Raw genomic sequence first — 25058 nt, 5'->3', positions numbered from 1 at the left:
GCTAAAATATTGAGTTTCGTTTTTGATTATTTTACTTTTTTTCGAAGCTCAATCACAACTTTTTCTTTTGATTCCACTGTATAAAGAGAGGAACCTTGGGTGGAATCAATGATTCGCCTTGGGCTCACTCCTTTCTCTCTTAGAATTCTAGAGATTGCTTGCGAACGTTCAAAACCAAGATCATAGTTTTCGTAATTTCCAGGAACATCTTCACGGAAAGGACTTGTGTATGTAATGACAAGAACATCAAAGTCCTTGTACTCATTTTCCAAACTACGTGCTATGGCATCTAAACGCGCACGTCCTTCTAAGTGGATTCGACTCGTAGGTAAATCAAAAATCTCACTCGCAAGGAATACAAACCTCTCCAGTTTATTATCAACTATGGTTTCTTTCGGTTGCGCAGGAATTTCAGAACCCGCCGTGTCAATGACAGAATCTGGTTTTGTCTCTAACTCTGGTTTAGATTCTCCCAATGTTGAAAAACTAGCACCCAGACCTATTTTATAAAAAGTCTCTTCAAAATTCCCCTTGTTCCTATGGCCGGAACTTGGTGGGTCGTATTTTACTATATAAACATTCGAATGTTCTAATTCAGCATTTATAAAAAAATGACTGTCAAAATGGTATCTCAAACCAAAAGCACCAAACACTCGATTGGTGCCACCGCCAAATATTCTTTCGTATCCGGCACCTCCACCAATTCGAACATAGGGATCCATCGGGTCGTTAGGTTGGATGTGAAAAAAAAGATTTAAATCACCTGAAGTGGAATGAAACACATCCCTTCGTTTTTGAACAGCCATATCATACATGTCTCCTTGGTTCAACCGAGTGAGAAGCGTAGAATAGTTGGAAGCAGATAACGCATAAATGATGATTTGTCTTTCGTCAACCGATCGAAAATTAGAGGCCCGGATCACTTGGTCAGAAACAGATAACCCAATTCCAAAATAACGAAACAATCCATATTCGAAACCCAATTCTCCAAATTGACTCGAAAGATCCGTTCTCTCTCGGTTAAAGAGATTTAAGGCATAATAATTGGTATAAATTGAGAGGTTGTCCGCATAAGGAGAGTTTAGTGCAAGAAAATTAGGGAAATTTGTTTTTTCAACATTCTTCTCCAATGTTCCCGAATTTTCACCGATCCCCATCGCACCATTCCCGTAGAAAATCAATTTTCCGCGGTCAAAACCTTCAGCAAATATGGATCCAACAGGAAAAAGAAAAAAAATTCCGAAACAAATAAAATTAAATCTCCAATTCATTTTCTGCATGAGTGATCTTTCATTTTATCAGGCGTTAGATCAAGCCGAAATTTTTTGTAATCTTTGTCACAAAACCATAAGGGGAATTCGTCTTGGTATTGAGGTAAAAAGATGAAACCAAAAATTATCATTTTAGGAGCAGGTTATGCTGGAATTATGGCTGCCAATCGTTTGGACAAACAATTGGGTGAAGCTGAAATTGTTTTAATTTCCGAATCCAACATTTTCCAAGAACGAATTCGAAATCATGAATCTGCGATTCAAGGTTTTAGAAAAAAAATTCAAATCAAAGACCTCCTCAGAACAAGAGTTAAATTTTTACAAACCAAGATAAATAGAATTTCTCCCAAAGAAAAATCGGTATTTGTGGAAGGAAGAGAAGATAGTCTTACTTATGATTATCTTATACTTTGTTTAGGAAGTACTGAAATATTTACTAAATACAACCAAGAAAACTCGATTCAAAATGAAAAAACGGTTTCAAAATTTTTAGAAAGTGCAAAACAAAAAAAATTCCAAAATCTCTGTATCGTTGGCGGAGGACTTACTGGGATAGAAATGGCTACTGAGTGGAAACACTATCACCCAGAATCATCTGTGACAATCATTGATCGAAATGAATGGGGATCTTCTTTTTCACCCAAGGCCAGAAAATATTTAGAATCTTATTTATCTCAAAATCATATTCGAGTTTTAGATAAAACTAAAATTGAAACGATTATGGAGACGGAAATCACCTTACAAAACAATTCAAAACTTTCATTTGACCTACTCTTAAATTGTGCAGGATTTTTATGTTCTCCAATTCCGAATAAAGCAGGTTTTCCTACTAACGAAAAAAATCAAGTGTATGTAGATCCATTTCTAAGAGCCAAAGGTTATCCAGAAGTTTTTGTTGCAGGTGATTTAGCTTATTTAGAAAATTCAATTTTAAGAATGGGTTGTGTGACTGCATTGCCTATGGGTGCTTATATTGCAGACCACTTGGCAAACCTAATTCGAGGAAAAAACATTTCCCCATTTTTATTTCAATTTTTTGGAAGGTGTATTTCTTTGGGTAGAAACCACGGACTCATACAGTTTACTGATTATGATGACAATCCAAAAGATAAAATCATCATAGGTAGATGGGGGGCTCGTATCAAAGAATTGGTGAATCGCTTTACAATTTTTTCTCTAAAGATGGAAAAATACCTCCCATTCCGATTTTATTTTTGGCCTAAAGGAAATCCCATCCCTACAGAAACGATAATAAAAAAGACCCCTGTTGCTAACGGAGTTTGAATTGATGAATGATGTAGAAGTATTTTTAAAATGGAAACACTATCTTTTCTCAATTGCATATCGTATTACAGGAAGTTATGTGGATGCGGAAGATATTGTACAGGAGAGTTATCTTAGATGGCTCTCCCCCAAAAAAGTAGAAATTCAAAATCAAAAATCATATTTAGGAAGTATTGTCGCTCGACTTGCATTGGATCTTTTGAAAAAAGCATCGAGAAAAAAAGAAACCTATATTGGTCCTTTTTTGCCAGAGCCAATTCCTGAGACGGTTGAATCCATGAATGACGAAAAAATAAACTTCGCTTTCCTTGTCATACTTGAAACTCTCAATCCAATGGAACGTGCAGTTTTCATATTACGAGAGTTATTCGATTTTACATATGAAGAAATTGCGGAGATTATAGGAAAAACTGCTGAAAACTGTAGGCAAATCTATAGCCGAGCTCGTACGGCAATCCATTCCAGAAAAAAGAAATTTGAACCAGACCTTCAACTTCATTCAAAACTTTTACTCGAATTCAGTTTTGCATGTTACCACCAAGATACAAAATCTCTAACAAAACTTTTATGTGAGGACGTCATCGCTTACTCTGATGGAGGAGGAAAAATTCATGCTGCAAGGATCCCTATTCCTGGAATCCAAAGGGTTATCACTCTATTAAACAAAACAACAGAGAAAAAAGCAAAATCAACAGAAATCTATTTTGGTTATGCCAACGGTTCCCCTGCCCTTATTGGTTATACAAATGAAGTTCCTAGTTTTGTTCAAATTTTTACGATCAAAAACAAAAAAATCGATGCGGTCTTCAATTTAGTAAATCCTGATAAACTAAAGGGGTTTCAAAACAAAGAAAACCTAATCAAATTGGGATTTTTACGGAAACCAAGTTGGATTGACTGGATTCTTTTCAAGGTAAGGCGGTGGACCAACTTTCGTAATTGATGCATTTTTTTATATTTTTTTTCGTCAAATTGATAAAAGGCAATGAAGATCAGAAAACAAATCTTTCTGTTGATTCTTTTGACCACAGCAATTAGCAACTGCGGTTTCGGTCAAACAGCCGATGTACCAATTGCTAAAAATGGAGTTTTAAATCTCCAAAGCTGGAACTTTGAAACCATGGGAAATGTTCCTCTGAATGGAGAATGGAAGATCCATTGGGAAAATTGGAACCCAAAAGAAGATTCTTCTAACAAAGATATTACGATAGTTCCAGGACATTGGACAAACGCATCTGGGGGGAAATATCCTACTGGGTTTGCAACACTGAGTTTGACAATCCTTGTCCCTGAACATACAAAAAATCTTTACCTCCAAAACGGAGTCACTCGGAATGCTTTTGAAATTGTTATAGATGGAGAAACCATTTATCAGTCTGGTCAGATTGGCAAAAATTATGAACAAGAAGTCCCACACTTAAACATACAAACAGTCTCTCTACCAAATTCCCAAAACAATCAAATCAATTTAGATGTTAAAATTTCCTGTTTCCATTACCATATTTGTGGAATCGCTACTCCTTACACTTTAGGTTCACATTCCGGAATCAATAAGTCTTTTCTAGAAGCGATTAGCCGCGATATCTTTGTGTTGGCATCCTTACTTACTTTGGCATTTTTTCATTTGATTTTATATCTCTTTTGGCGAGATGAAAAAACGCATATTTATTTTGCTGCTGTCTGTTTTATTGCAGCAATTCGATTATTCACCACTGGAGAAACACGTTTTATTTACAATTATCTTCCTCTTGGTTTTTATGAAACAATAGTAAAATTTAACGGAATTAGTTTTGTTTTATTATATCTCTCGTTTGTTCTTTATGTAAAAGAAATTTATAATGCAAAAGAATATCGATTTGTTTATCGAGCGAACTTCTTTGTGGCATCTTTATTGTTTTTTGCTTTGCCACTTAACATGTTATCCTTTTCTAAATTTCTTGGTTTACATCTTATCCTTTCTCTAATCACTCTTTTTGGAATCTTGTATCCAATCATCCATGGTGTGATTCTTAAAAAAGCGGGAAGTCGGTTTTTTCTTTTTTCAGTCATTGCAACAATGGCTTTATTTTCCTTAGACATTCTCACTGAATTTGCTAAAAAAGGGACCGCCTATCTTGCGCAATATGGATTTCTCGTTTTCGGACTATCTCAAGCATTGTTTATTGCAGATAGGATGATTGAGAATTTCAAAAACAAAGAAAGGCTAAAACAAGAAAAGGAAAATGCTGAGGCCAAGGTAAATTTCAAAACTTCTTTTTTGTCTACAATGAGTCATGAAATCAGAACTCCTATGAATGGAATTTTGGGCATGACTCAAATCTTAAAACAAACGGAACTTACAGAAGAACAAAAAGAATATCTAAACCTAATTCAGTTTAGTGGAGATAATTTATTATTACTTGTGAATGATATTTTAGATTTAACTAAATTAGAATCAGGACAATTTGAGTTACACCTAGAACCGCTGGCATTACCAAAATTTCTAAATGATTGTATCAATCTTTTTAAGTCACAATCAGATCCAAACAAACTTACAATTTCATTGGAACTTGTGAATTCTCTTCCTGTTTTTTTGATTACTGATCAAAGACGTTTTGCTCAAATTTTAACAAATCTATTGAGTAATGCGATTAAATTTACCGAAAAAGGAACGATTACAATGTCTGTGGAATCCACTCCTGTTTCAGATGATACTGTTCGAGTGGCAATATCCGTAAAAGATACGGGGATAGGTATTCCAGAAGATCGGATGGGGATTTTATTCCAACCATTTTCGCAGATTCATTCTCACCTAACAGAAAAAACAGTTGGAACCGGCCTTGGACTCGCCATCACAAAGAAATTAGTAGAAGAGATGGGAGGATCCATATCCGTACAAAGTGTATACGGTAGAGGGTCCAATTTTTCTTTCCATTTTGAATCACAAGTCCCTTCTAAATCATTTAGGCCAGAAACCTTGGCAAACAATGGAGAATTATCTACAAAAACCGAGTGGGATTCAAAACTTGCTTTTAAGTATCCAGTAAAAATTTTGATTGCTGATGATGATCCAATTAATCAAAAAGTTTCTGATCTATTCCTAAAGAAACTTGGATTTTCCGCCTTACAAGCAGATAATGGAGAAAAAACTTTAGACATGGTACGTTCTGAACTACCTGACCTTGTTTTTATGGACATTCAAATGCCTGACATGGATGGTACAACTGTTACCAAATGCATCCGTCAATCTAAAACTATAAGTAAACAGCCAGTGATCATTGCTCTCACAGCCAATGTCCTAGAAGAAGAGAAACAAAGATGCCTTTCTGCGGGTATGGATGATTTTATGACAAAACCGCTTCTCCTTCACGATCTAGATTTTATGATCCGAAAATGGGCAAAAAAGGATTTAGCACCGTCCAATCATTAAGGACAAAATTTTGGCAACAACTCTCGGCAAACTCCCTCATGGAGACCTACTCAAACGGATCTCCCAATCTGAACACTTCCAATCAGGTAGTTTTAAAAATATCGAACATACTGAAATGTTAGCGCCTAACAGTTCTTACTGGAAAATGGCAATTAAATACTGGCAAAAACCAAACTCCATTCGACCATCTTCCCCAATTCCTTCCACTAAAATCAATTTAAAAGAACTAGATGCAAACAAAGCACAGTACATTTGGTTTGGGCATTCTTCCTATCTTTTACTCGCTCAGGGAAAAAAAATCTTAGTAGATCCTGTTTTTTCTGGTTATGCTTCCCCGGTTCCATTTGCCGTTCAATCTTTTGAAGGAACAGATATTTATCTACCAGAAGATATGCCCGATTTAGACATTCTTATCATTACTCACGATCATTATGATCACCTTGATTATGAAACAATGTTAAAAATTCACCCGCGAACAAAGAAAATCGTCGTTCCGTTAGGAGTTTCGGCACATTTGTTATCTTGGGGTGTTCCACTCTCAAAAATCATTGAACTAGATTGGTTTGAATCAAGAGAAATTGATTCCGTTGTCAATGTTACGGCAACCCCAACACGACATTTTTCCGGACGAAGTGTACTAAGAAACAAAAGTCTTTGGTGCTCTTATGTTTTGAAACTAGGCGATTATAAAGTTTTTATTGGCGGAGACTCCGGATATGGATCCGTGTTTGAATCCATTGGAAAAAAATATGGACCGTTTGACTTAGCATTTTTAGAATGTGGCCAATATGGTGATGACTGGCCTTCCATTCATATGAGACCAGAAGAAACGGCACTCGCAGCTGCAAATATTGGTGCCAAGTCCTTTGTACCAGTACACTGGGGAAAATTTATTTTATCCCTCCATCCTTGGAATGACCCTATCAAACGAGTCCTTGTTGCCTCACAAAGTATAAAACTTAATTTACAAGTTCCAAAAATTGGAGAAAGTTTTGAATTTACTGGATCAGGAAGTGTAGATGGTTGGTGGAATTTTCAGTGACAGAGAAACTCTTTACAAAATAAGTTAAGATCAATTTTCTTTAGGTTTTATAAATGAAAAATGCACTCGTTGTTGGCGCTACATCCGACATTGGTATCCATATTACAGAATCTCTTGCCAAAAGAGGTTATTCACTTTCTTTAACAGGAAGAAACAAACAAAAGTTATCTGATATAAAATCAAAAATCCAATCAGATTACTCTTCTTCTGTGGATATTTCCGAATGGGACGTCACCAATTTTAGTTCGCATCAGAAGTTTTATGAGGAACTTAGAAATAAGCCAGATATCGTTTTTTTCGTTGTAGGATACTACGAAGACCAAACCAAAGCGAGGAAAGACCAAAACGAACTTTTAAAAACCATTCAGACTAATTATTCAGCAGTAGTGTCTCTTATAAATATCATATCCTTGGATATGGAAAAAAAAGGCGAAGGAACCATTGTTGCGATTAGTTCTGTGGCGGGTGACCGAGGCAGACAAATGAACTATATCTATGGTAGCGCCAAAGCAGGACTAACTACTTATCTTTCAGGACTTAGGTCACTTTTGTTTTCCAAAGGAGTTCATATCACAACCATCCAATTAGGGCCTGTGTATACAAAAATGTCGGAAGGTCATAAACTTGTTCCTTGGCTCACCTTACAACCTGAAGTTGCAGCTGAACTCATTGTAGATGCAGGATTGAAGAAAAAAAATTTGGTATACATTCGTTGGCCCTGGAGATGGATTATGGTGGCAATTCGAATGATACCCGAATGGATTTTCAAACGCCTACCTCCATTTTAACCGAACATCCGAATATGGATTATAGTTTTGTTTTCATAGAATACAAAACTATGCCACAATGGGTTATTTTAACTTTTGGTATTGAGCCAACAGCGTCTCCGTATTCGAACCAATCCCTTCAATCCGAGAAACTACAAATCCTTCTTTAGAAACCAAACTATAGACTGCAGAATGGTTAAACTCTCCATTCGAGATTTTTTTATAATTTATCCCAAGGACAACTGACAACATTCGAATGTCTGCCTCTTTCCCCGATAGAAAAGTCCAATTGTCGTTTAAATTCATTTTCTTTTTGTAACGATTTAGAACTTCTGGATTGTCTTTTTCGGTATCAAAACTAACAAGGACCATACGAGGATATTGTCCGGTAGATTCATTTATTTTTTTAGCTAATTGTTCCATATCAGCAACAAGTCTTGGGCAAATAGACTGACAAGTTGCATAAAACATACTGATGATAAAAAGTTTACCTCTATATTGATTCAATCCAATGGTTTGATTGGATTCCGTTGTCCATTGGGAACCTAAATCAAACAAACTTCCTTGGGCTGCATCACTCGCAGCTAAAACATGATCCTCACCATGATGGTGGTGGTTATTTAAATTATGTTCATCGCAGTTAAAACTGAAACAAACCAAAAAAATAAAAATGGGGGAAACAAACTGGAATTTCATAATGGATTGTCCTTAACTTTAAATTCTGATGCACATCTAAATCCTAAATATTTGGCGGTATACCAGCCTTTGAGTCCAGCACGATATCCATAACGCATGTAAGATGCGTAATTGGAAAAATCATTGGCTTTCAATGAACCTCCACCACAAAAAAGACTATTTTCTAAATCGGTATCTTGCCTTGAATCTCCTGTCACGGAAGTATTGTTAAAATCTAATACCCATTCCCAAATCATCCCATGTTGGTCATAAACACCAAGTCCATTTTTGTATTTTCCAACAGATGGCAGAAATTCAGGTTTTTGTTCACCATACCAGCCAAGGATTACCGATTCGACGGCTTTTTTATTTTTACCAGTGGGTGGGATGTTTGCTACATATTCCCATTCTGATTCAGTTGGTAATCGTTTGCCCTTCCACTGACAATAGGCATTGGCACTAAACCATGAAACATACGTTACAGGGGAATTGATCTCCCGGTCGTTTGGAATTTTTTCTTTCCAATCCCCCAAATACCCAGTATCTGCAAATAAATTAGAAACTTTTCCTTTTTTCCATTGAGGATTTGCGTTGATAAATTCGAAATATTCTTTTTTGGTTATGGGGTATTCATCTAAATAAAAACTTTTTATCTTAACAATCTCACCTAACTTAGAATCTTTTTCTTTTAAAAAAGGTTTCCAGCTTCCTGCGGGAATTTTTACCATCTCAGCAGGAAGTGAAACCGCAAAAACCAAAATCAAATAAATCAAAAAACGATTCATTGTTTATCCAAAAATTATGGGGTTATCTTACCTCAGATTCAGAAACCATAATACCTTTGTTTCCCCATTGGTTATAAACATAACTAAGAACACTTGCAATCTCTTCATTTGAAAGTTCTAAATGAGGCATAACATTATTATATTTTTGTCCATTGACCGTAATGGAGCCACTGAGTCCTTTCTTTAAAATTTGGATGGCACGTGCTTTATCTGCGTTTAAATAATCAGATTTTGCAAGGGGAGGAAATACACCAACCACACCTTGTCCCTCTTTCATATGACAAGCAGCACAAACAGATTTATAAACTCTTTCCCCATTTGCCAAAATTTCTTTAGGAGTTTTTGCAGATACCTTTGGTTTGACTTCGGTGACCATTCTTTGGATGGCTGGACCTTCAGGTAGATACACTGTATCATCTTGTTTTCCTGAGTACACTGTGGCATTTGGTTCCCCTTCCACTTTAAGCATTCCAAGAGAACCTTTGTTAAATGTTCTAAATATAGAATGATCTACAAGAATAAGAGTACCAGGAACCTCCACTTTGAAATCCACAATGGCAGAACCACCAGCAGGGATAAGAGTAGTTTGGACATTCTTTTGGTTAGGTAAAATTCCACCTTCTGTATACACATTGTCAAAAATTTCTCCGATCACATGGAATGAAGAAACTAAATTGGGCCCGCCGTTCCCAACAAACAATCGCACAGTCTCTCCGACTTTTGCTGTAATAGCCCTGTCTTCCACAAGGGAACCAACGGAACCATTAAACACTACATAATCAGGAATTTCTGTTATCGCCTTTTCCATGCTAAATGGTTGAAGACCAGGTTCTCCATTTTTCCCTTTGGTATAAAATTCACTTTGAACAACATAGTATTCTTTGTCTACTTTTGGAAGATCATCCTTTGGTTGCACAAAGATAAGACCATACATTCCATTTGCTATATGCATACCCACAGGAGAAGTGGCACAATGATAAATATACAAACCTGGATTGATTGCCTTAAAGGAAAATTTAGAAGCATGGCCAGGGATTGTAAGAGAAGCAGCAGCACCGCCTCCTTGACCAGTAACCGCATGCAAATCGATATTATGTGGCATTTTACTAGAAGGATGATTTTTTAAATGAAATTCTACTTCATCTCCTTCTCGGACTCGAATCATTGGCCCAGGAACTGATCCCCCAAAAGTCCAAAATGTATACTCCACTCCGTCTGCAAGTCGACCCACAACTTCCACAGTTTCCATATTAACGATGACTTTAGCTTCGCTTTTTCTATCGATATGTGGTGGCACTTCAGGTGCATATGTGAGTTTTGCCTCTTCTGTTTTTTGTCCAGAACAAACACTGAATAAACTTGTTATCACCAGAAGAAGAAGATAAATCTCGAAGGTCTTTGGTTTCGGCAGTTTTAAATACATTTCCGTATCCTCTGGTTTCATTCTAAATTATGTCAACCCAAGCCGCATTGATACAAATCAAGGGATTCGAGTGCAAACATTACAAAATGCACAAAAATGGAGAATCGAGAACAAGTTTTTCTTCCGTTTTCTCATTTTAAGAAAAAACTGAATTGAATTTCTAAATCGACGAATTCGAAACTGAGAGAAATATGGGTATCGTGTCCATGTCGTTAGACCCTCAAACTAGCCTTAGTAAGTTTCGTAGCCTACTCCATATCTCTTCCATTCTGAATGCAAACCTGGATTTGCACCAACTCTTACCACTCATTATGTTATATTCTAAAGATCTACTGGAAGCTGAAGCAAGTTCCCTCTTTCTTTTGGAAGATGAAGAATTTTTGTATTGCGAAGTGGCTTTAGGGGAAAAAGGAGAAATCATCCAGCAGTATGCTCGATTAGAATTAGGTGAAGGAATTGTGGGTATGGTCGCCCGAGAGAAAAAACCCATAGCTCTGGAAGATGCTTACAAAGACCCAAGATTCAATGCGAGTATGGACAAACGCACTGGCTTCAAAACCAAGTCTTTGATTTGTGTTCCTCTTTTTGTTGAAGAAAGACTGATCGGTACTTTAGAAGTCATCAATAAAACAAATAATAGAATTTTTGATGCTTCTGATTTAGAATATTTAATTTCCTTATCCGAAGTTGCTGCTACTGCCATTCAAAATGCAAATACCAAAGATAGTTTGGACAAACGAATTCTCGAATTATCTCTGTTATATGAATTCGAAAGATTGTCAGTATCAGAAAAAAGTTTAAATGAATTAGGTAAGTGGATTCTCAATCGAGTTTTAGAATACCTTGGCGCCTCTTCTGGAACCATTTATCTTGCAAATTCCGAAAAACAAGAATTAAGCATTCTCTCTGCAAAAGGAATTCCAGAAGATGCTTATGACCAAATCAAAGTGCCTTATGGGACTGGAGTTTCAGGTTGGGTGGCAGAAAAAAAAGAAAGTCTTCTCATTCACAATTTGGATTTAGATCCAAGATACAACAAACTTTCACCATATAAATTTGAATCAAAATCTCTTATTTCAGCACCTCTAATTTTTCAAGACGAACTGCTTGGTGTTATCAGTATCAATAACAAAGTTTCGGGTTATGCTTTCCAACATTCTGATTTAGATCTACTTACAAATATTGCCGCAAGACTCAGCAGTACAATTAAAAACGCACAATTATTTCACCAAATTGTAGATACTGGAAAAGAATTGAACCGCGCTAAAAACATCATGAAAAAAATCATGCCTTCGATTCTGCCGAATTCAAATGGATTATCTTATGGTGTGGCACACATTCCTCTTGAACAAGTGGGTGGAGACTTTTATGATGTTACTGAATTAGAAGATTCTAAATTCTCCATATTGATAGCAGACATCTCTGGGCATGGGCTTTCGGCGGCTGTACTTGCAGCAATGGCTCATATGGTTTTAAAAAATTTTGAACAAGATATCAAACTTAGCCCCTCTTTATTTCTAACGACACTAAACCATATGTTGTATGGGAAGTTGGCAGGAAATTTTTTAACCGCTTTTTACGGGATCATCGATCTCAAAAATGATACGATCCTTTGTGCGAATGCAGGCCACCATGCCCCATTTTTATTAGATAAAAAAGATACACCTTTAATTCAACTTGATGTAAAAGGAAAAATTTTGGGACTGATTCCCGATTTATTTTACGAAGAAAAGAAATTCTCTTTTATTCCCGGAAACCGTTTGGTCATGTACACAGATGGAATCACAGAACACATGTCCAAAGACCATAACAAACGTTATGACGATGAATTATTTAAAAAAGCAATCATAGATTCAAAAACTCTACAAACACAAAGTTCCGCTGACGACCTAATTCGTGCCGCTAGAGATTATGTAGGGACCAATGATTTTGCAGATGATGTCACTGTATTATTAGTTGACCGCATCTAACAATACATATCAAAACATCGAAGGTTCATCATAAACCAAATTGCATTTTTTTAGAGCTATACTCTGATCAAAAAATCTCAAGATACAATTTCCATACTTTCGGTTTTACCTGTATGGTAATGTTCCACTAAATCCATAATTTTTTTGGGTTCAGAAACAACGAGAGAACTCTTTTCGTGTAAGGCTTCCGATTTATAAGCAATGACCTGTGCTTGTTCTGATAACCCAAGAAGAATGCCTGAAATTTGTTTCGAAGCTAAGTTTGCCTCTAAAACAGATTGATCAATTTGTTTCACTTGGTCTTCAACAGATTCCAATTTTAACTTCACTCTGTTTGATTCTTGAAGATCATGATACAAAGAAGCTGCCACTTTATTTAAAATAGATTTCATTTCATAAAATAAATCCGAAACAGAAAACACTTCTAAAGAAGCATCTTTTACTTTCGCAGAAGTTTCTTGGATTACCGACAAAGTTTCATCTACATAAGATTTAATTTCACCTGCAGAAATTCCGATTTGTTCATTCAAACTCATCATTTCTTTGGCGACTATTGCAAACCCGGCACCAACATGCCCTGCCCTTGCCGCTTCAATGGACGCATTTAAGGAAAGTAAGTTGGTTCTGTCGGCAATCTCAGTAATCATCGAAACAATGTTTAAAATTTTACTAGAAACTTTTTTGATAGCTTCAATTCCTTCTAAAGAATCAGTAATTTTCTGTTTTCCTAGGTCTGCTTTTTGAGTTGACCTTACCGACATCTCATCCAATCCCCTCAATGCATTTTGTGTCCCATTCAAATTTAAGTTCACCGCATTCATATAGTCTCTCATGTCCGACATGATCACAGAATGGTTGGAAGTGATTTCCTTAATATTGGTGAGAGCTGATGTTAGTTCTTCCATACAGGCTGCTGCCTCTTCACTTCCAGTAGCCATAGAATGAGTCGAAGTGAAAAAGTGATTTGTGAGTGCTGTCAATTCCTCAGAAATTCGAATGGAAACATGAGTTGCTTTTTGAATTTGTGAAACAATTCCCCAAAGATTGATACTCATACTCTTCATAGAGACTAACATAATTTTTACTTCGTCTCTACTATCATTATGGAAATGATCAGGGTATTGGAATCTTCCCGAAGAAACAGAAATAACTGATTCTGTTGCTTTTTGTAACCTTTTATTCTTTTGCGATAAAACATAGAGAAAGGTTGAAGCAATCAATGTTTGCAAAAACAACAAAAAACCACATAACGAAGGTTTATCATTATAAAAAATACATAAAAGTACTAGAAAGGGAAGGCAACCTGCTAACACAAAAAAAACATCATAAACCTTGATGGTTTTGAGATTTTTTGACACTTTTGTTTTTTTATGCAGAGAATAACTTTTTTTTCTGATTTTTTTATATAACTCATCATAATATTTCTTTTTATCATCTGCTAGTTTTTTTCGAACCGAAACATAACCAATGACTTTTCTTTCTTCATTTAAAATAGGGGTTACGGTGGCATCAACCCAATAGTAATTTCCAGATTTTGCTCTGTTTTTAACTGCACCCGTCCAAGGAAGTCCTACCTTAATGTAGTCCCAAAGTTCCTCGAAAACAATTTTTGGCATATCAGGGTGCCTCACTATGTTATGTGGTTTTCCGATCATTTCTTCTACAGTATATTCGGAAATTCTTGCAAAATCAGGCGACACATAGGTAATCAAACCTTTAGCATCGGTGCGAGAGATGATGACATCGGATTCGGTAAGGACATTTTCAACAAAATTTACTTTTATATTTTTCAATTTATTAACTCCAAACAAAATGTTAGTCGTAGAATCGAAGGGAATACGATAAGTCGTTAAGACCAGGCACAAGGTAATCCATTCGACTAACATTTCGTAAGCTAAAAAATCAGAAAATTGTAGCAACTCCGTTGTTCTTTTTTAACGAGAAGTCGCTCTTGATATTTGTCAATGGTGGATAGGGGAAACTACGAATATAAATTGTTTCGGTGTTTCAGGAAATTTTTTATTTTCTAAATTGGTCGATTATCGATTTTATGAGAAATTCATGATACAAAAATAATAAATCAATCAAAAAGGAATCGAAAGAACAATAAACTGTCGTTAGATTTTTCCTATAATGGAATCTAGGAAGGTAAACCATTCAGAAGTATTTCGAATTTTTTTTCGGTCATCAATTCGTGAGTTAAAAATGCTCCATCATAGTAAATTCCAAAAGTTCCAAACGGACTTCCCATGATTTGAGCATCCTTATGGGTTTTCAATTTTTTGATCTCCACGGGGATCTTTTTCTTTTTGGATAAATTAGCAAGTAAAGTAATATATTCTTCCATAAAAGGACATTGGTTCGAATAAACAAATGTAAATCCTTTATCATAAGAACTAATGTTAACTTTTGTATGTTCCAAAAAGTAAGGAAGTTTTGCTTTTGGATTTAGCTTTAACGCAAGTAATTCGAAATATGGTGGTGCCGAATCGACTACTTCAAACCCATGTTTCAAATAAAATTTTTTATCAGTCAAATATGGTTTTACCTGATTACTAGTAACCACAACAATCCCGTCCATTTTTTTCTGTTTCGCATCACTAATACACTCATTCAGTAGTTGTATGGAAAACCCTCTTCCTTTAAATTGGCCCGATACCCAAAGGCAATGGATCACCATAAAGTTTTTACCACCAATAGGTTTCCATACTTTCTCAATGGGTATATATTCTATAAATACTTTTCCTCTTTCATCCAAACGTTTGAAAACAAGACCTTCCTCAAAACGATCCCGCATCCATTGTTTTTTGGACTCTGCTCTCGTTTTATTCTTTAGATCGTTTCCAATCGCACAACAAATATGTTCGTCATTGATATTGTCTTTATCTATAGAAATTATTTTCATTATAATAGCGCTAAAACCATCAGACTTAAAAATATAAATTGAATTGATTAGTGCGAATATAAGGCACCTACGCAAGTTCCACAAATATCAGAATCGGCGTTGGCAGATTTTGCCACTGCCACTCGGATTTTTTTTAAATCCAATCTTAAAGATGATTTTTCCATCGTATGTTTGGAAGGATCGAAACCACAAGGGAAAGATTTCGCACCTCCCTTCTCTACTTGAATATGTGCTAGTTCGACGTTTTCAAAACGAATGAGTGTGTACAAATTTTATCCTCTCTCCTTTCAGAAAATGACAATTTTTTCCACAGTCAAGAGAGATTTATAAAAATATAATCTACAGCTCCATTAAGTCTCGACTGAGTGACTGCATTTTTTCTAATAACTCTGGATTTTCTTTGCAATCATTTATAAAATCAGCCTCGAATGATTCAACTAACAGTCGTATAGAAGAACTGGAAGTAGTATCATTGATTCCACCATCAAATGATTTGGAAACAATGGGTAAAACGATATAAAATGGAATTGTTAACCATGAAATGATTCTTCTTCCTTTGATAGGATATGTATAATCTCTGATGATTTTTCTAGAATCTCTTTCAGAGATAGTAAACGTAACATTCGAATGGGATTCTTCAAACGAAGGGAAGATACCTAAAGTTATTAAGAAGAGAAGAGCCGATATTCCCGCATTGTTTATTCCTGTCGATGTTGTGTATGTTAAATCTAACTTAGAAGTTTTACTGAGTCCAAATAATTTTGATTTTGCCAGTTCATACTCTACAGCGGATGAATTATATAAATTAGGTTTTGCGGCCTCTTCCGAGCGAATTAGATTGAATCGTATCTTTCCTTGTTTCAGTGTTTCAATAGCTTCCGAACTAGGGTAGTTTCTGTTTGCTATGGAAAAATAGTGTAAATTGCAAGAAAAACTGAATGAAAGGGCAGACGCCAAGGCAAAACGGAAAATGAATTTCATACGGTACGGATATTTTGCCATTCCACATAAGGCAAGGCAAGCTGATTTCCTTTGTTGGATGATATCAATTCAAAGGAATCAAATAGAATACAAGGTATCTAAACGAGTCCTAGAGATATCTTGGGATAGCATTTGCAGATGTGGTAACGGCTACGTTGATTTTTCCAGAGTATGTTCTGATGCGTCAAAACCGTAAATAAGAGCAAAAATCTTTAAAAAGTAAAAATCCACACAAAGAATAAAATTTTATCGTTTACTTTATTAGGCGGTATAATCGAATTCACGCGTTAGTTGGACTAAAACAACGAATGAAAAAGAAACTTACCACATTAATTATTTTCCTAATATTTTTCACTTTAGAAATGCAAGCTGAACCAGAGGAATCCTCAGATTCAATTCAAACCAGGAAAAAACTACATATATACATTACACCAATGTATATATCAAGATACACAGAATACCCATTTAGAAGAAGGATTGAAAAGAAGGCGATTACAGCTCTATATGGAATTACCAATAAATTATATATGGGCTTTTCTTATAGCAGAGGGGAAGGTCCGGAAGAAAGAGGAATATTTGCCTATACGGAGCCAAAAAATTCTTCAGGGACTCAAGAATATAAAAAAACGAGGGAAGGTGAATATTTCGTTTTTAAAACTCAATACTTTTTTGGAGGGAATGTTTACGGGAGTTTCAATTTAGGCCTGGAAAAAGGATACAAAATTGAAGAAAAAAACTTTTTATTATTCCAAGGAAATAATATTGAGATACGACCTTACTCTAAAAGTATAATTTATTCAGACCGCCACTTTGTTTCCGCAGGAATTGGATATCGAAAAGAAATCTTCGAATATTTCATTTTGGGAACTGAATTCGAATACGGAGTTATGAGTTCTGGGAAAACAAACCAACATTATACTTTTGATCCAAGGTATTACAATGGTTTACCCTATCGATATATCAATGATCAACTCATCATGAGAGACCGCAACAAGCCGAGTAGCGAATATATGTTTATTTCATTTTATGCAGGAATTGCCATTTAACAAAATTTTCAAATCTGAATTGTCTAAATTTTTTCCCCTTTCTCCAATTTTTGAATTATCTCCTTGATCCGTTTTTCTCTGGTTTCTGTTTTTTTGGCAGTGTGAAGTCGAAACCCAATAGAAAAAAGACTGGTTTTGCCTAGTTCCTGAAAGGACTTTTCTGCTTTTTTGTTTTTACTAAGTTCCAATAAAAAATCATCTGGCACCGACATTTTACTTGGTGAATCGTATGCCTTATCCCATCGGCCATCTGTTTTTGCTTTTTCGACAGCCGTTAAACCAGCAGGTTTCATTTTACCGAGTTTGATTAATCTTTCCACATGTCCAATGTTGACTTTTGACCAAATGCTTTTTGGTGTTCTTGGGGAAAACTTTTGTAACCAGGACGTTTCATCAAACTTTTGTTTTTGACTATCGATCCAACCATAACAAAGTGCAACGTCTAGTGCTTCCGCATAACTGACAGTTTTGATTCCAGAATCTTTTTTGAATATTTTTAACCAAATTCCATTCGAAAGGCCATGATTTTTATCTAGCCATTCTTCAAATTTATTTTGTGTTTTAAATTCTTTTGTTGGTATCGTATTTAATTGATTCATAAATATTACACAATTTCCTGTTTTGTGCCAAGATCTCGCAGTGGATCAAACATCGTAAGGACGTTTTTCTGCCGTTATACTCCGCGTCAATGATTCAAATGCGATAAATTTATTTAATCTAATGATCTATTCCGTTTTGCGATCAGAATTTCTTTAAAATTAACCGCATAATTATCAAAATATATTTCCAAAACCAATAATTTTAAAGATAAATATTCGAATGTAAAATTGAATGTCTTTGTTAAAAAAGAGTCCAACCACATAGATTCCAATGAGAAAAACCAAAGTAAATGTTGGAAGATAAAGCAATGTTCGCCAGAGTATATTCAATACGTTCTTTATAAACAATTCATCCGAAGATAAGTATTTTTGTTCAGCATAATATTTATTGTAAATAATCATAAAAATTAAAATTAGAATACAAATTATAAAGGAAGAAGAAAATCCAAAAGAGTCTACAGTTGATTCTGAAAATATCCTAAGATAAAATACATAGTTCAAAATTAAGGAAAATAGATAGAAGCCGAAATGATATTTTTTCATTTTCAAATGTAATTCAGATCAAATCTATTTAAGTGGTTATAGCTTTTTATGAATTTTATTCTACTATGGCACATAACACCCTTTATCTCCTAACCCTCTCCCCGCACAAGGGGTAGTAGCGGAAATCCTTTCGCACGCGAAAGATTGGAGCGGATGACCCGGTCCCTTTCCGTTAGGAAAGGGATGTGCCCCCAATTCCTTCCATACGATAGTTTTCCTTATACTTCGTGTAGTTGTTTGCGGTGCGGGTGATGATCTCTCGATCCTTTTCTGTGATGTCTCGGATGATTTTGGCGGGGCTACCCATCACGAGAACTCCGGGGGGAATTTTTTTTCCTGGAGGGACAAGGGCACCTGCCCCCACAAAAGACCATTCCCCGATTTCCACATCGTCCATAAGCATCGCTCCCATCCCCACAAAACTATGATCCCGCAAAACACAACCGTGGATGGTCGCATGGTGGCCTATAGATACATAATCCCCAATCGTGACCGGATACAAATCTCTTGCCACATGTACGAGTGTCATGTCTTGGATGTTCACATGTTTGCCAATGGTGATGGTATTTACGTCACCACGAAGCACACATTGGAACCAAATGGAGGACTCTTCGCCAATTGTGACTTTTCCAAGTACATCAGCGGAGGGTGCCACCCAGGCCGTTGGGTGGATGGACGGTGTGTGGCCTTGGAAAGATCGGATCATACTTGCTAAACATCGGGGAGCTAACTGAAACTCAAGGTCTTTTCGTTTTTCCGCTTGCGTTTTTACCTTCTCGCAAGTTACCGTAGTCTTAGATTCAAATGGGATCTCACTCCTCAAAAACGCTATTTTTCTCTAAAAACCTGCTAAGGAACATTTCATGGCAATAGATATCAAAGTCCCCGAGATGGGGGAATCCGTAACCGAAGCGACCATCAGTGCTTGGACCAAAAAAGAAGGCGATGCCGTAAAAGTAGACGAAGTGCTCGCTATTTTAGAAACAGACAAAGTCTCATTAGAGATTCCTGCTCCCACTTCCGGGGTTTTGAAATCCATCACCAAAAAGGTGGGGGATGTGGTTCATGTGCGTGATATCATGGGTATCATTGAAGAAGGTGCTGTGGCTTCGACTCCAGCAAGTTCCAGTGCCCCTGCTCCTAAAGCAGAAACTCCTGCAGCCCAACCTAACACGGGCAAAGTGAATGAGGAACTCCCTCCTGCAGCTCGCAAACTCATCGAAGAAAATAAGTTAGACGCCTCCAAAATTACTGGCACTGGTCGCAACGGACAAATCACAAAAGAAGATGTGATCCTCTTTATGGAAAAAGGTGGCGCTAGTTCTGGGGCTGCTCCCAAGGCTGCGACATCAAGTCCAGAAATTCCAAGAGCGGTTGTGGTTTCGGCAAATGTTGGTCCTAGAGAAACTGTGGTTCCAATGACGAAACTTCGTCAAACAATTGCTAACCGATTGGTGAGTGCGCAACATACGGCAGCCATCCTTACTACTTTCAACGAAGTGGATATGTCTCCGATTATGGAACTTCGTAATAAATACAAAGACAAGTTCAAAGACACTCATGGTGTGGGTCTTGGATTCATGTCACTTTTTACCAAAGCAGTGGTGGCCGCACTAAAAGCTTATCCTGCCATCAATGCAGAGATCCGCGGAACGGACATCGTCTACAAAAACTTCTATGATATCGGAGTGGCTGTGGGTGGACCAAAAGGTCTTGTGGTTCCGATTGTTCGTAACGCCGACCTACTCAGTTTTGCTGGTGTGGAACAAGAGATCGCAAGGCTTGCCGGAAAAGTCAAAGACGGAAAAATTTCTCTCGAAGATATGGAAGGCGGAACTTTCTCCATCTCCAATGGTGGTGTGTATGGATCGATGATGTCGACTCCCATCCTCAACCCTCCACAATCGGGAATCCTTGGAATGCACAACATCGTCAAACGCGCCGTAGTTGTGAACGACCAAATTGTGATTCGTCCAATGATGTATCTGGCTCTATCTTATGACCACAGAATTGTAGATGGAAAGGAAGCGGTTCAGTTCCTTGTGAAGATCAAAGAAATGGTAGAGGACCCAACTAGACTCCTCTTTGAGGTATAAGGTTTTATGGAACAATACGATATCATTGTCATTGGGGCAGGTCCTGGTGGTTATGTGGCTGCGGTTCGCGCAGCCCAACTCGGGAAAAAAGTAGCCATCATTGAAAAAAGAAAAACTCTCGGGGGGACTTGTCTCAACGTAGGTTGTATCCCTTCCAAAGCCCTTCTCGATTCTTCTGAAGAATACCACAAAACAAAACACAAATTAGCCGACCACGGAATCTCCGTCAAAGATGTCAAAATCGACATCGCTAAAATGATGGCTCGTAAAGACAAAGTGGTGAGCGAAGTGACATCGGGTGTAGACTACTTGATGAAAAAAAACAAAGTCACTCGTTACCTAGGTCATGCGAGTTTTGTTTCTAAAACAGAAATTTCTATCACCGCAGAAGATGGAAAAAAAGAATCCATCTCTGGAACGAATATCATCATTGCTACTGGTTCCACTCCAATCGAAATCCCTCCCCTTCCTGTGGATGGAAAAAATATTGTTACCTCTGACCACGCCATTGGTTTGGATTCGGTTCCCGAACACCTAATCATAGTCGGTGCCGGAGTGATCGGTCTCGAACTCGGATCGGTATGGTTACGACTCGGTGCCAAAGTCACTGTGGTGGAACTTATGCCACGACTTTTCGGAACGGCTGACCAAGCGATGGCTTCCCTTGCAGAAAGACTTCTGACACAGCAAGGAATCAACTTTCTCTTTGAAACCAAAGTCCACGGTGCCAAAGTCAAGGGCAAAAAAGTAGAAGTGGAAATCGAAGGCAAAGACGGCAAAAAAACCATTCTCGAAGGAGACAAGGTTCTTGTTTCCATTGGTCGCCGTCCGAACACAGACGGACTTGGTGCCAAAGAAATCGGTGTCGAGATGACAGACCGTGGTCGTGTCAAAGTGGAACTGAACAAATTCCAAACCAATGTTCCTAATATTTATGCGATTGGAGATGTGGTGGACGGCCCCATGCTTGCTCACAAAGCAGAAGACGAAGGGATTGCTGTTGCCGAACTCATTTGTGGAAAGTATGGCCATGTAAATTACAAAGCCATTCCTTGGATCGTTTACACTTGGCCAGAAGTGGCTTGGGTGGGCCTCGGTGAAGAAGAACTCAAAGCCAAAGGTATCGAATACAAAGTGGGTAAGTACATGTTCAAACCCAATGCTCGTGCCAAAGCCATGAATGAAACCGATGGACAAGTGAAAGTCATTGCCGACAAAAAAACGGACAAACTCCTCGGAGTGTATATCGTAGGTCCTAGGGCCTCGGACATGATCGCAGAAGCGGCAATTGCTTTTGAATTTGGTGCGAGTGCGGAAGACATTGCTCGTTCCACACATGCCCACCCCACTCTTTCCGAAGTACTTCGGGAAGCGGCGATGGATGCTGATGCGAAATGGTCCATCCATTCGTAATTTAACTGTTGTTTTGTTGTTTTAGGGAGAGTATATGACAACCGACCAGATGATGAGTTTATACGGCGATAACGTCGTATTATTGGAAGAGTATTACAAACAATTCAAAGAAGATCCGCAAAGTCTCACCAAAGACTGGATCGACTTCTTTGGAGAATTAGAAAGATCATCCGTATCAAACAACGGGTCCAATGGAAATGGGTTTGGTGGCAATGGTTATGTCAACTATGCCTCCACCGAACACAGGAAAGATTCTTCACTCAGCGACTTCGGTATCATCAACCTTCTCAATGCTTACAGAAGACAAGGCCACTTAGCAGCAGATCTTGATCCACTTGGAATCAACAAACCCAACCGCGAATTCATCGATCTAAAAATCGGTGCACTCAAACAAAGTGACTTAGACACTGAAGTGGATTCCGGAATTGCCAACCTTGGGAAAGCAAAACTAAAAGATGTCATTGATTGGTTTGAAAAAACCTATTGTGGTTCAATTGGTTGTGAACACTACTACCTTGTCAATGATGAGGAACGTGAGTGGTTACAAAATCGTATGGAACCTCTTGCAAACAACGAACCCATTAGCAAAAAGACCGCCTTACGTTTGTTTGAAAAATTATACCAAGCTGATAGTTTTGAAAACTTTCTCGCCAAAAAATTCGTAGGGAAAAAACGTTTTTCTCTCGAAGGTGGAGAAACCATGATCCCTATGCTTGATACCCTTGTGGAAGAAGCAGGTGGTCATAAAATGGATGCCCTTGTGATTGGGATGGCGCACCGAGGACGTTTGAATGTTCTTGTGAATATCATTCGTAAACCGGCAGGCCTTATCTTTGCTGAGTTCGAAGAAAAACTAAACCCAGGCCAACTTGGTTATGCCGACGTAAAATACCATCTTGGTTATTCGAATAATGTCATGACTCACTACGGTAAAGAAGTCAAATTATCTCTTGCCTTCAACCCATCTCACTTAGAAGCCGTAGACCCAGTCATCTTTGGATCGGTTCGTGCCCGCCAAGAAATGGCAAAGGACGTAGACCGTTCTAAGTTTATGCCTGTGGCCATCCACGGGGATGCTGCCTTTGCAGGACAAGGTGTGGTGGCAGAAACTCTCAACATGATGAACCTAGATGGTTATACAGTCGGGGGAACATTCCATATTGTCATCAATAACCAAATTGGATTCACGACTCTTCCTAGCGAATCTAGATCTACTTTGTATGCAACAGACCTTGCCAAAGGATTCCAAGTTCCGATTTTTCATGTGAACGGAGATGATCCAGAAGCCACATACCGTGTCACAAAACTTGCGTTAGAATACCGCCAAAAATTCAAAAAAGATGTTATCATCGATTTAATCTGTTATAGAAGGCTTGGTCACAACGAAACGGATGAACCAACTTTCACACAGCCACAGATGTATGAAATCATCAAAAAACATCCAAAAACCATCTCAATTTATGAAGAAAAATTATTAAAACGGGGAGATATCACTCCAGAAGAAATTCAATTCATCAAAGATGGAATCCAACAAGGTTTAGAAACTTCCTTCCAACAAGCCAAGGAAAAAGACACTCGGATCACAGTTGATACACTTGGTGGGGTTTGGTCCAGATATACCAAAGAACCTTTGGATTCGGATGTTCACACACAACTCCTACAACAACAATTAGGTGGGATTGTCAAAGCAGTCACAACGCTTCCAGAAGGATATACAGCAAACCCAAAACACATCAAGGTTTTGGAAGACCGTAAAAAGATGGGTGCTGGAGAATTGCCAATCGATTGGGGATTTGCGGAATCTCTATCGTTTGGTTCCATTTTGGAAAACGGATTTCCCATTCGTCTTGGGGGCCAAGATGCGCAAAGAGGGACTTTCTCACACAGACATGCCACTCTTTCCGACATCGTAAATGGGAAAAAACTCACCCTCCTCAACCACATTAGCGACAAACAAGCAAAGATTGAGATCGTTAACTCTTCTCTTTCAGAATACTCTTGCCTCGGATTCGAGTATGGGTATTCTCTAGCTGATCCAAATAGCCTTGTGATGTGGGAAGCACAGTTTGGTGACTTTGCAAATAACGCACAGGTGATTTTTGACCAGTTTATTTCCAGTTCCGAAATCAAATGGCAAAGGATGTCTGGTCTTGTTTGTTTACTTCCTCATGGTTACGAAGGCCAAGGTCCAGAACATTCTTCGGCAAGGCTCGAACGTTTCCTACAACTTTGTGCTCTAGACAATATCCAAGTGGCAAACCTTACCACACCGGCTCAGTACTTCCATATCCTTCGCCGACAAATCTTACAAAGTTTTAGAAAGCCACTCATCATCATGACACCGAAGTCTCTCCTTCGTTTGAAAGATGCTGCCTCTAGTTTGGAAGATATCACAACAGGTGCTTTTAGAAAGATCCTTCCTGATCCTGTGGCTAAACCAGAAAAAGTAGAGAAGTTACTTTTCTGTTCTGGAAAAGTTTACTACGACTTACGCAAAGCCATTGATACTCAAAAATTGGAAAACGTGGCAGTGGTTCGTATAGAACAACTTTATCCGTTCCCTGAAAACCATATCAAACAAATGATCACCAGTTACGGAAAACTGAAAAAATTTGTATGGGTACAAGAAGAACCAAAAAACCAAGGTGCATGGTTCTTTGTAAGGGATCGGATCGAAGCTGTGATGCCAGAGAACAAACGTTTGCATTATGCTGGTCGCTCCGAGTTCCCAAGCCCTGCTTGTGGTCACGTGGTCACTCACTTAAAAGAACAAGAAGATTTAGTAAAAGATGCTTTGTCTTAAAAACTAAAAAAAGACAAAGATCCAACAACAATCGATGATTGTTTCA

General features: G+C 37.7%; 20 protein-coding genes. 10 read left to right on the top strand and 10 right to left on the bottom strand.

The window, feature by feature from the left end:
• Positions 1–26: 26 nt before the first annotated feature.
• Positions 27–1280 (bottom strand): OmpA family protein, encoded by a 1254-nt coding sequence (locus CH364_RS04215; RefSeq protein ID WP_100742345.1) that lies wholly within the window; start codon positions 1278–1280, stop codon positions 27–29.
• A 102-nt stretch (positions 1281–1382) separates the two neighbouring features.
• On the opposite strand from CH364_RS04215, the gene CH364_RS04210 reads away from it, so the two are divergent.
• The 5 genes from CH364_RS04210 to CH364_RS04190 all read left to right on the top strand — a co-directional run bounded on the left by CH364_RS04210 (position 1383) and on the right by CH364_RS04190 (position 7794).
• Positions 1383–2555: an NAD(P)/FAD-dependent oxidoreductase gene (locus CH364_RS04210; RefSeq protein WP_100742344.1), complete on the top strand. Its 1173-nt coding sequence runs from the start codon at positions 1383–1385 to the stop codon at positions 2553–2555.
• A 4-nt stretch (positions 2556–2559) separates the two neighbouring features.
• Entirely contained in the window at positions 2560–3498 is a 939-nt protein-coding gene (locus CH364_RS04205; protein ID WP_100742343.1) for a sigma-70 family RNA polymerase sigma factor, read from the top strand.
• 177 nt (positions 3499–3675) lie between these two features.
• Positions 3676–5964 carry an ATP-binding protein gene (locus tag CH364_RS04200; RefSeq protein ID WP_100743399.1) on the top strand — a complete coding sequence of 763 codons (2289 nt, stop codon included), beginning with the start codon at positions 3676–3678 and terminating at the stop codon, positions 5962–5964.
• A 10-nt stretch (positions 5965–5974) separates the two neighbouring features.
• Complete coding sequence (locus CH364_RS04195; RefSeq protein ID WP_100742342.1) at positions 5975–7006, top strand: MBL fold metallo-hydrolase; 1032 nt, start codon at positions 5975–5977, stop codon at positions 7004–7006.
• 53 nt (positions 7007–7059) lie between these two features.
• Positions 7060–7794: an SDR family oxidoreductase gene (locus CH364_RS04190; protein ID WP_100742341.1), complete on the top strand. Its 735-nt coding sequence runs from the start codon at positions 7060–7062 to the stop codon at positions 7792–7794.
• Between the two features lie 63 nt (positions 7795–7857).
• On the opposite strand, the gene CH364_RS04185 is transcribed toward CH364_RS04190, so the two are convergent.
• From CH364_RS04185 to nirK, 3 genes are read right to left on the bottom strand one after another with little or no spacing between them, the layout of a single operon-like run.
• A complete protein-coding gene (locus tag CH364_RS04185) occupies positions 7858–8469 on the bottom strand; it encodes an SCO family protein (RefSeq protein WP_100742340.1) in 612 nt (203 codons plus the stop codon).
• On the bottom strand, positions 8466–9233 hold the full coding sequence (locus tag CH364_RS04180; protein ID WP_100742339.1) for a formylglycine-generating enzyme family protein: 768 nt from the start codon (positions 9231–9233) through the stop codon (positions 8466–8468). Before CH364_RS04180 ends, CH364_RS04185 begins: the two co-directional genes overlap by 4 nt.
• Before the next feature lie 22 nt (positions 9234–9255).
• Positions 9256–10677 carry a copper-containing nitrite reductase gene (gene nirK, locus CH364_RS04175; protein WP_243401243.1) on the bottom strand — a complete coding sequence of 474 codons (1422 nt, stop codon included), beginning with the start codon at positions 10675–10677 and terminating at the stop codon, positions 9256–9258.
• A gap of 185 nt (positions 10678–10862) precedes the next feature.
• Between nirK and CH364_RS04170 the strand changes: the two genes are divergently transcribed.
• Entirely contained in the window at positions 10863–12626 is a 1764-nt protein-coding gene (locus tag CH364_RS04170) for a GAF domain-containing SpoIIE family protein phosphatase (protein WP_100743396.1), read from the top strand.
• Between the two features lie 77 nt (positions 12627–12703).
• Here CH364_RS04170 and CH364_RS04165 read toward each other — a convergent pair whose 3' ends face one another.
• The 4 genes from CH364_RS04165 to CH364_RS04150 all read right to left on the bottom strand — a co-directional run bounded on the left by CH364_RS04165 (position 12704) and on the right by CH364_RS04150 (position 16512).
• Positions 12704–14419 (bottom strand): methyl-accepting chemotaxis protein, encoded by a 1716-nt coding sequence (locus tag CH364_RS04165; RefSeq protein ID WP_243401242.1) that lies wholly within the window; start codon positions 14417–14419, stop codon positions 12704–12706.
• Between the two features lie 347 nt (positions 14420–14766).
• Complete coding sequence (locus tag CH364_RS04160) at positions 14767–15531, bottom strand: GNAT family N-acetyltransferase (RefSeq protein WP_100742338.1); 765 nt, start codon at positions 15529–15531, stop codon at positions 14767–14769.
• Positions 15532–15578: 47 nt separating this feature from the next.
• Positions 15579–15800, bottom strand: coding sequence for a hypothetical protein (locus CH364_RS04155; RefSeq protein ID WP_100742337.1), 222 nt, complete (start codon positions 15798–15800; stop codon positions 15579–15581).
• A gap of 70 nt (positions 15801–15870) precedes the next feature.
• Positions 15871–16512, bottom strand: a complete 642-nt coding sequence (locus CH364_RS04150; RefSeq protein ID WP_100743394.1) for a hypothetical protein — start codon at positions 16510–16512, stop codon at positions 15871–15873.
• A gap of 308 nt (positions 16513–16820) precedes the next feature.
• Here CH364_RS04150 and CH364_RS04145 point away from each other — a divergent pair, with 308 nt between their 5' ends.
• Positions 16821–17558, top strand: a complete 738-nt coding sequence (locus CH364_RS04145) for a hypothetical protein (RefSeq protein WP_100742336.1) — start codon at positions 16821–16823, stop codon at positions 17556–17558.
• Between the two features lie 23 nt (positions 17559–17581).
• Here the strand turns inward: CH364_RS04145 and CH364_RS04140 are convergent, their stop codons facing one another.
• The gene (locus CH364_RS04140; protein ID WP_100742335.1) at positions 17582–18157 is read right to left on the bottom strand and encodes a YdeI/OmpD-associated family protein; all 576 of its coding nucleotides are present in this window, start codon (positions 18155–18157) and stop codon (positions 17582–17584) included.
• 715 nt (positions 18158–18872) lie between these two features.
• Positions 18873–19406, bottom strand: a complete 534-nt coding sequence (locus tag CH364_RS04130) for a gamma carbonic anhydrase family protein (protein ID WP_100742333.1) — start codon at positions 19404–19406, stop codon at positions 18873–18875.
• 157 nt (positions 19407–19563) lie between these two features.
• Here CH364_RS04130 and odhB point away from each other — a divergent pair, with 157 nt between their 5' ends.
• Genes odhB through CH364_RS04115 form a run of 3 tightly spaced genes read left to right on the top strand, consistent with a single transcriptional unit; the run spans position 19564 to position 25012 of the window.
• Positions 19564–20796: a 2-oxoglutarate dehydrogenase complex dihydrolipoyllysine-residue succinyltransferase gene (odhB, locus tag CH364_RS04125; protein WP_100742332.1), complete on the top strand. Its 1233-nt coding sequence runs from the start codon at positions 19564–19566 to the stop codon at positions 20794–20796.
• Positions 20797–20802: 6 nt separating this feature from the next.
• Positions 20803–22209 (top strand): dihydrolipoyl dehydrogenase, encoded by a 1407-nt coding sequence (gene lpdA / locus CH364_RS04120; RefSeq protein ID WP_100742331.1) that lies wholly within the window; start codon positions 20803–20805, stop codon positions 22207–22209.
• 34 nt (positions 22210–22243) lie between these two features.
• A complete protein-coding gene (locus CH364_RS04115) occupies positions 22244–25012 on the top strand; it encodes a 2-oxoglutarate dehydrogenase E1 component (RefSeq protein ID WP_100742330.1) in 2769 nt (922 codons plus the stop codon).
• Positions 25013–25058: the final 46 nt, after the last annotated feature.

It is taken from the genome of Leptospira harrisiae (genome assembly GCF_002811945.1).
GTDB lineage: Bacteria > Spirochaetota > Leptospiria > Leptospirales > Leptospiraceae > Leptospira_A > Leptospira_A harrisiae.
Note: the sequence above shows the minus strand (reverse complement) of the source record. Positions and strands in the feature narration are given on the sequence as shown.

Excerpts from the sequence above, each read along its gene's own strand:
- CH364_RS04215 (WP_100742345.1), bottom strand. The coding sequence starts at position 1,280 with ATGCAGAAAATGAATTGGAGATTTAATTTTATTTGTTTCGGAATTTTT.
- CH364_RS04140 (WP_100742335.1), bottom strand. The coding sequence starts at position 18,157 with ATGAATCAATTAAATACGATACCAACAAAAGAATTTAAAACACAAAAT.
- CH364_RS04170 (WP_100743396.1), top strand. The coding sequence starts at position 10,863 with ATGTCGTTAGACCCTCAAACTAGCCTTAGTAAGTTTCGTAGCCTACTC.
- odhB (WP_100742332.1), top strand. The coding sequence starts at position 19,564 with ATGGCAATAGATATCAAAGTCCCCGAGATGGGGGAATCCGTAACCGAA.
- CH364_RS04150 (WP_100743394.1), bottom strand. The coding sequence starts at position 16,512 with ATGAAATTCATTTTCCGTTTTGCCTTGGCGTCTGCCCTTTCATTCAGT.
- CH364_RS04115 (WP_100742330.1), top strand. The coding sequence starts at position 22,244 with ATGACAACCGACCAGATGATGAGTTTATACGGCGATAACGTCGTATTA.
- CH364_RS04205 (WP_100742343.1), top strand. The coding sequence starts at position 2,560 with ATGAATGATGTAGAAGTATTTTTAAAATGGAAACACTATCTTTTCTCA.
- CH364_RS04200 (WP_100743399.1), top strand. The coding sequence starts at position 3,676 with ATGGGAAATGTTCCTCTGAATGGAGAATGGAAGATCCATTGGGAAAAT.
- CH364_RS04180 (WP_100742339.1), bottom strand. The coding sequence starts at position 9,233 with ATGAATCGTTTTTTGATTTATTTGATTTTGGTTTTTGCGGTTTCACTT.
- CH364_RS04210 (WP_100742344.1), top strand. The coding sequence starts at position 1,383 with ATGAAACCAAAAATTATCATTTTAGGAGCAGGTTATGCTGGAATTATG.
- CH364_RS04160 (WP_100742338.1), bottom strand. The coding sequence starts at position 15,531 with ATGAAAATAATTTCTATAGATAAAGACAATATCAATGACGAACATATT.
- lpdA (WP_100742331.1), top strand. The coding sequence starts at position 20,803 with ATGGAACAATACGATATCATTGTCATTGGGGCAGGTCCTGGTGGTTAT.
- CH364_RS04145 (WP_100742336.1), top strand. The coding sequence starts at position 16,821 with ATGAAAAAGAAACTTACCACATTAATTATTTTCCTAATATTTTTCACT.
- nirK (WP_243401243.1), bottom strand. The coding sequence starts at position 10,677 with ATGAAACCAGAGGATACGGAAATGTATTTAAAACTGCCGAAACCAAAG.
- CH364_RS04190 (WP_100742341.1), top strand. The coding sequence starts at position 7,060 with ATGAAAAATGCACTCGTTGTTGGCGCTACATCCGACATTGGTATCCAT.
- CH364_RS04185 (WP_100742340.1), bottom strand. The coding sequence starts at position 8,469 with ATGAAATTCCAGTTTGTTTCCCCCATTTTTATTTTTTTGGTTTGTTTC.
- CH364_RS04130 (WP_100742333.1), bottom strand. The coding sequence starts at position 19,406 with ATGATCCGATCTTTCCAAGGCCACACACCGTCCATCCACCCAACGGCC.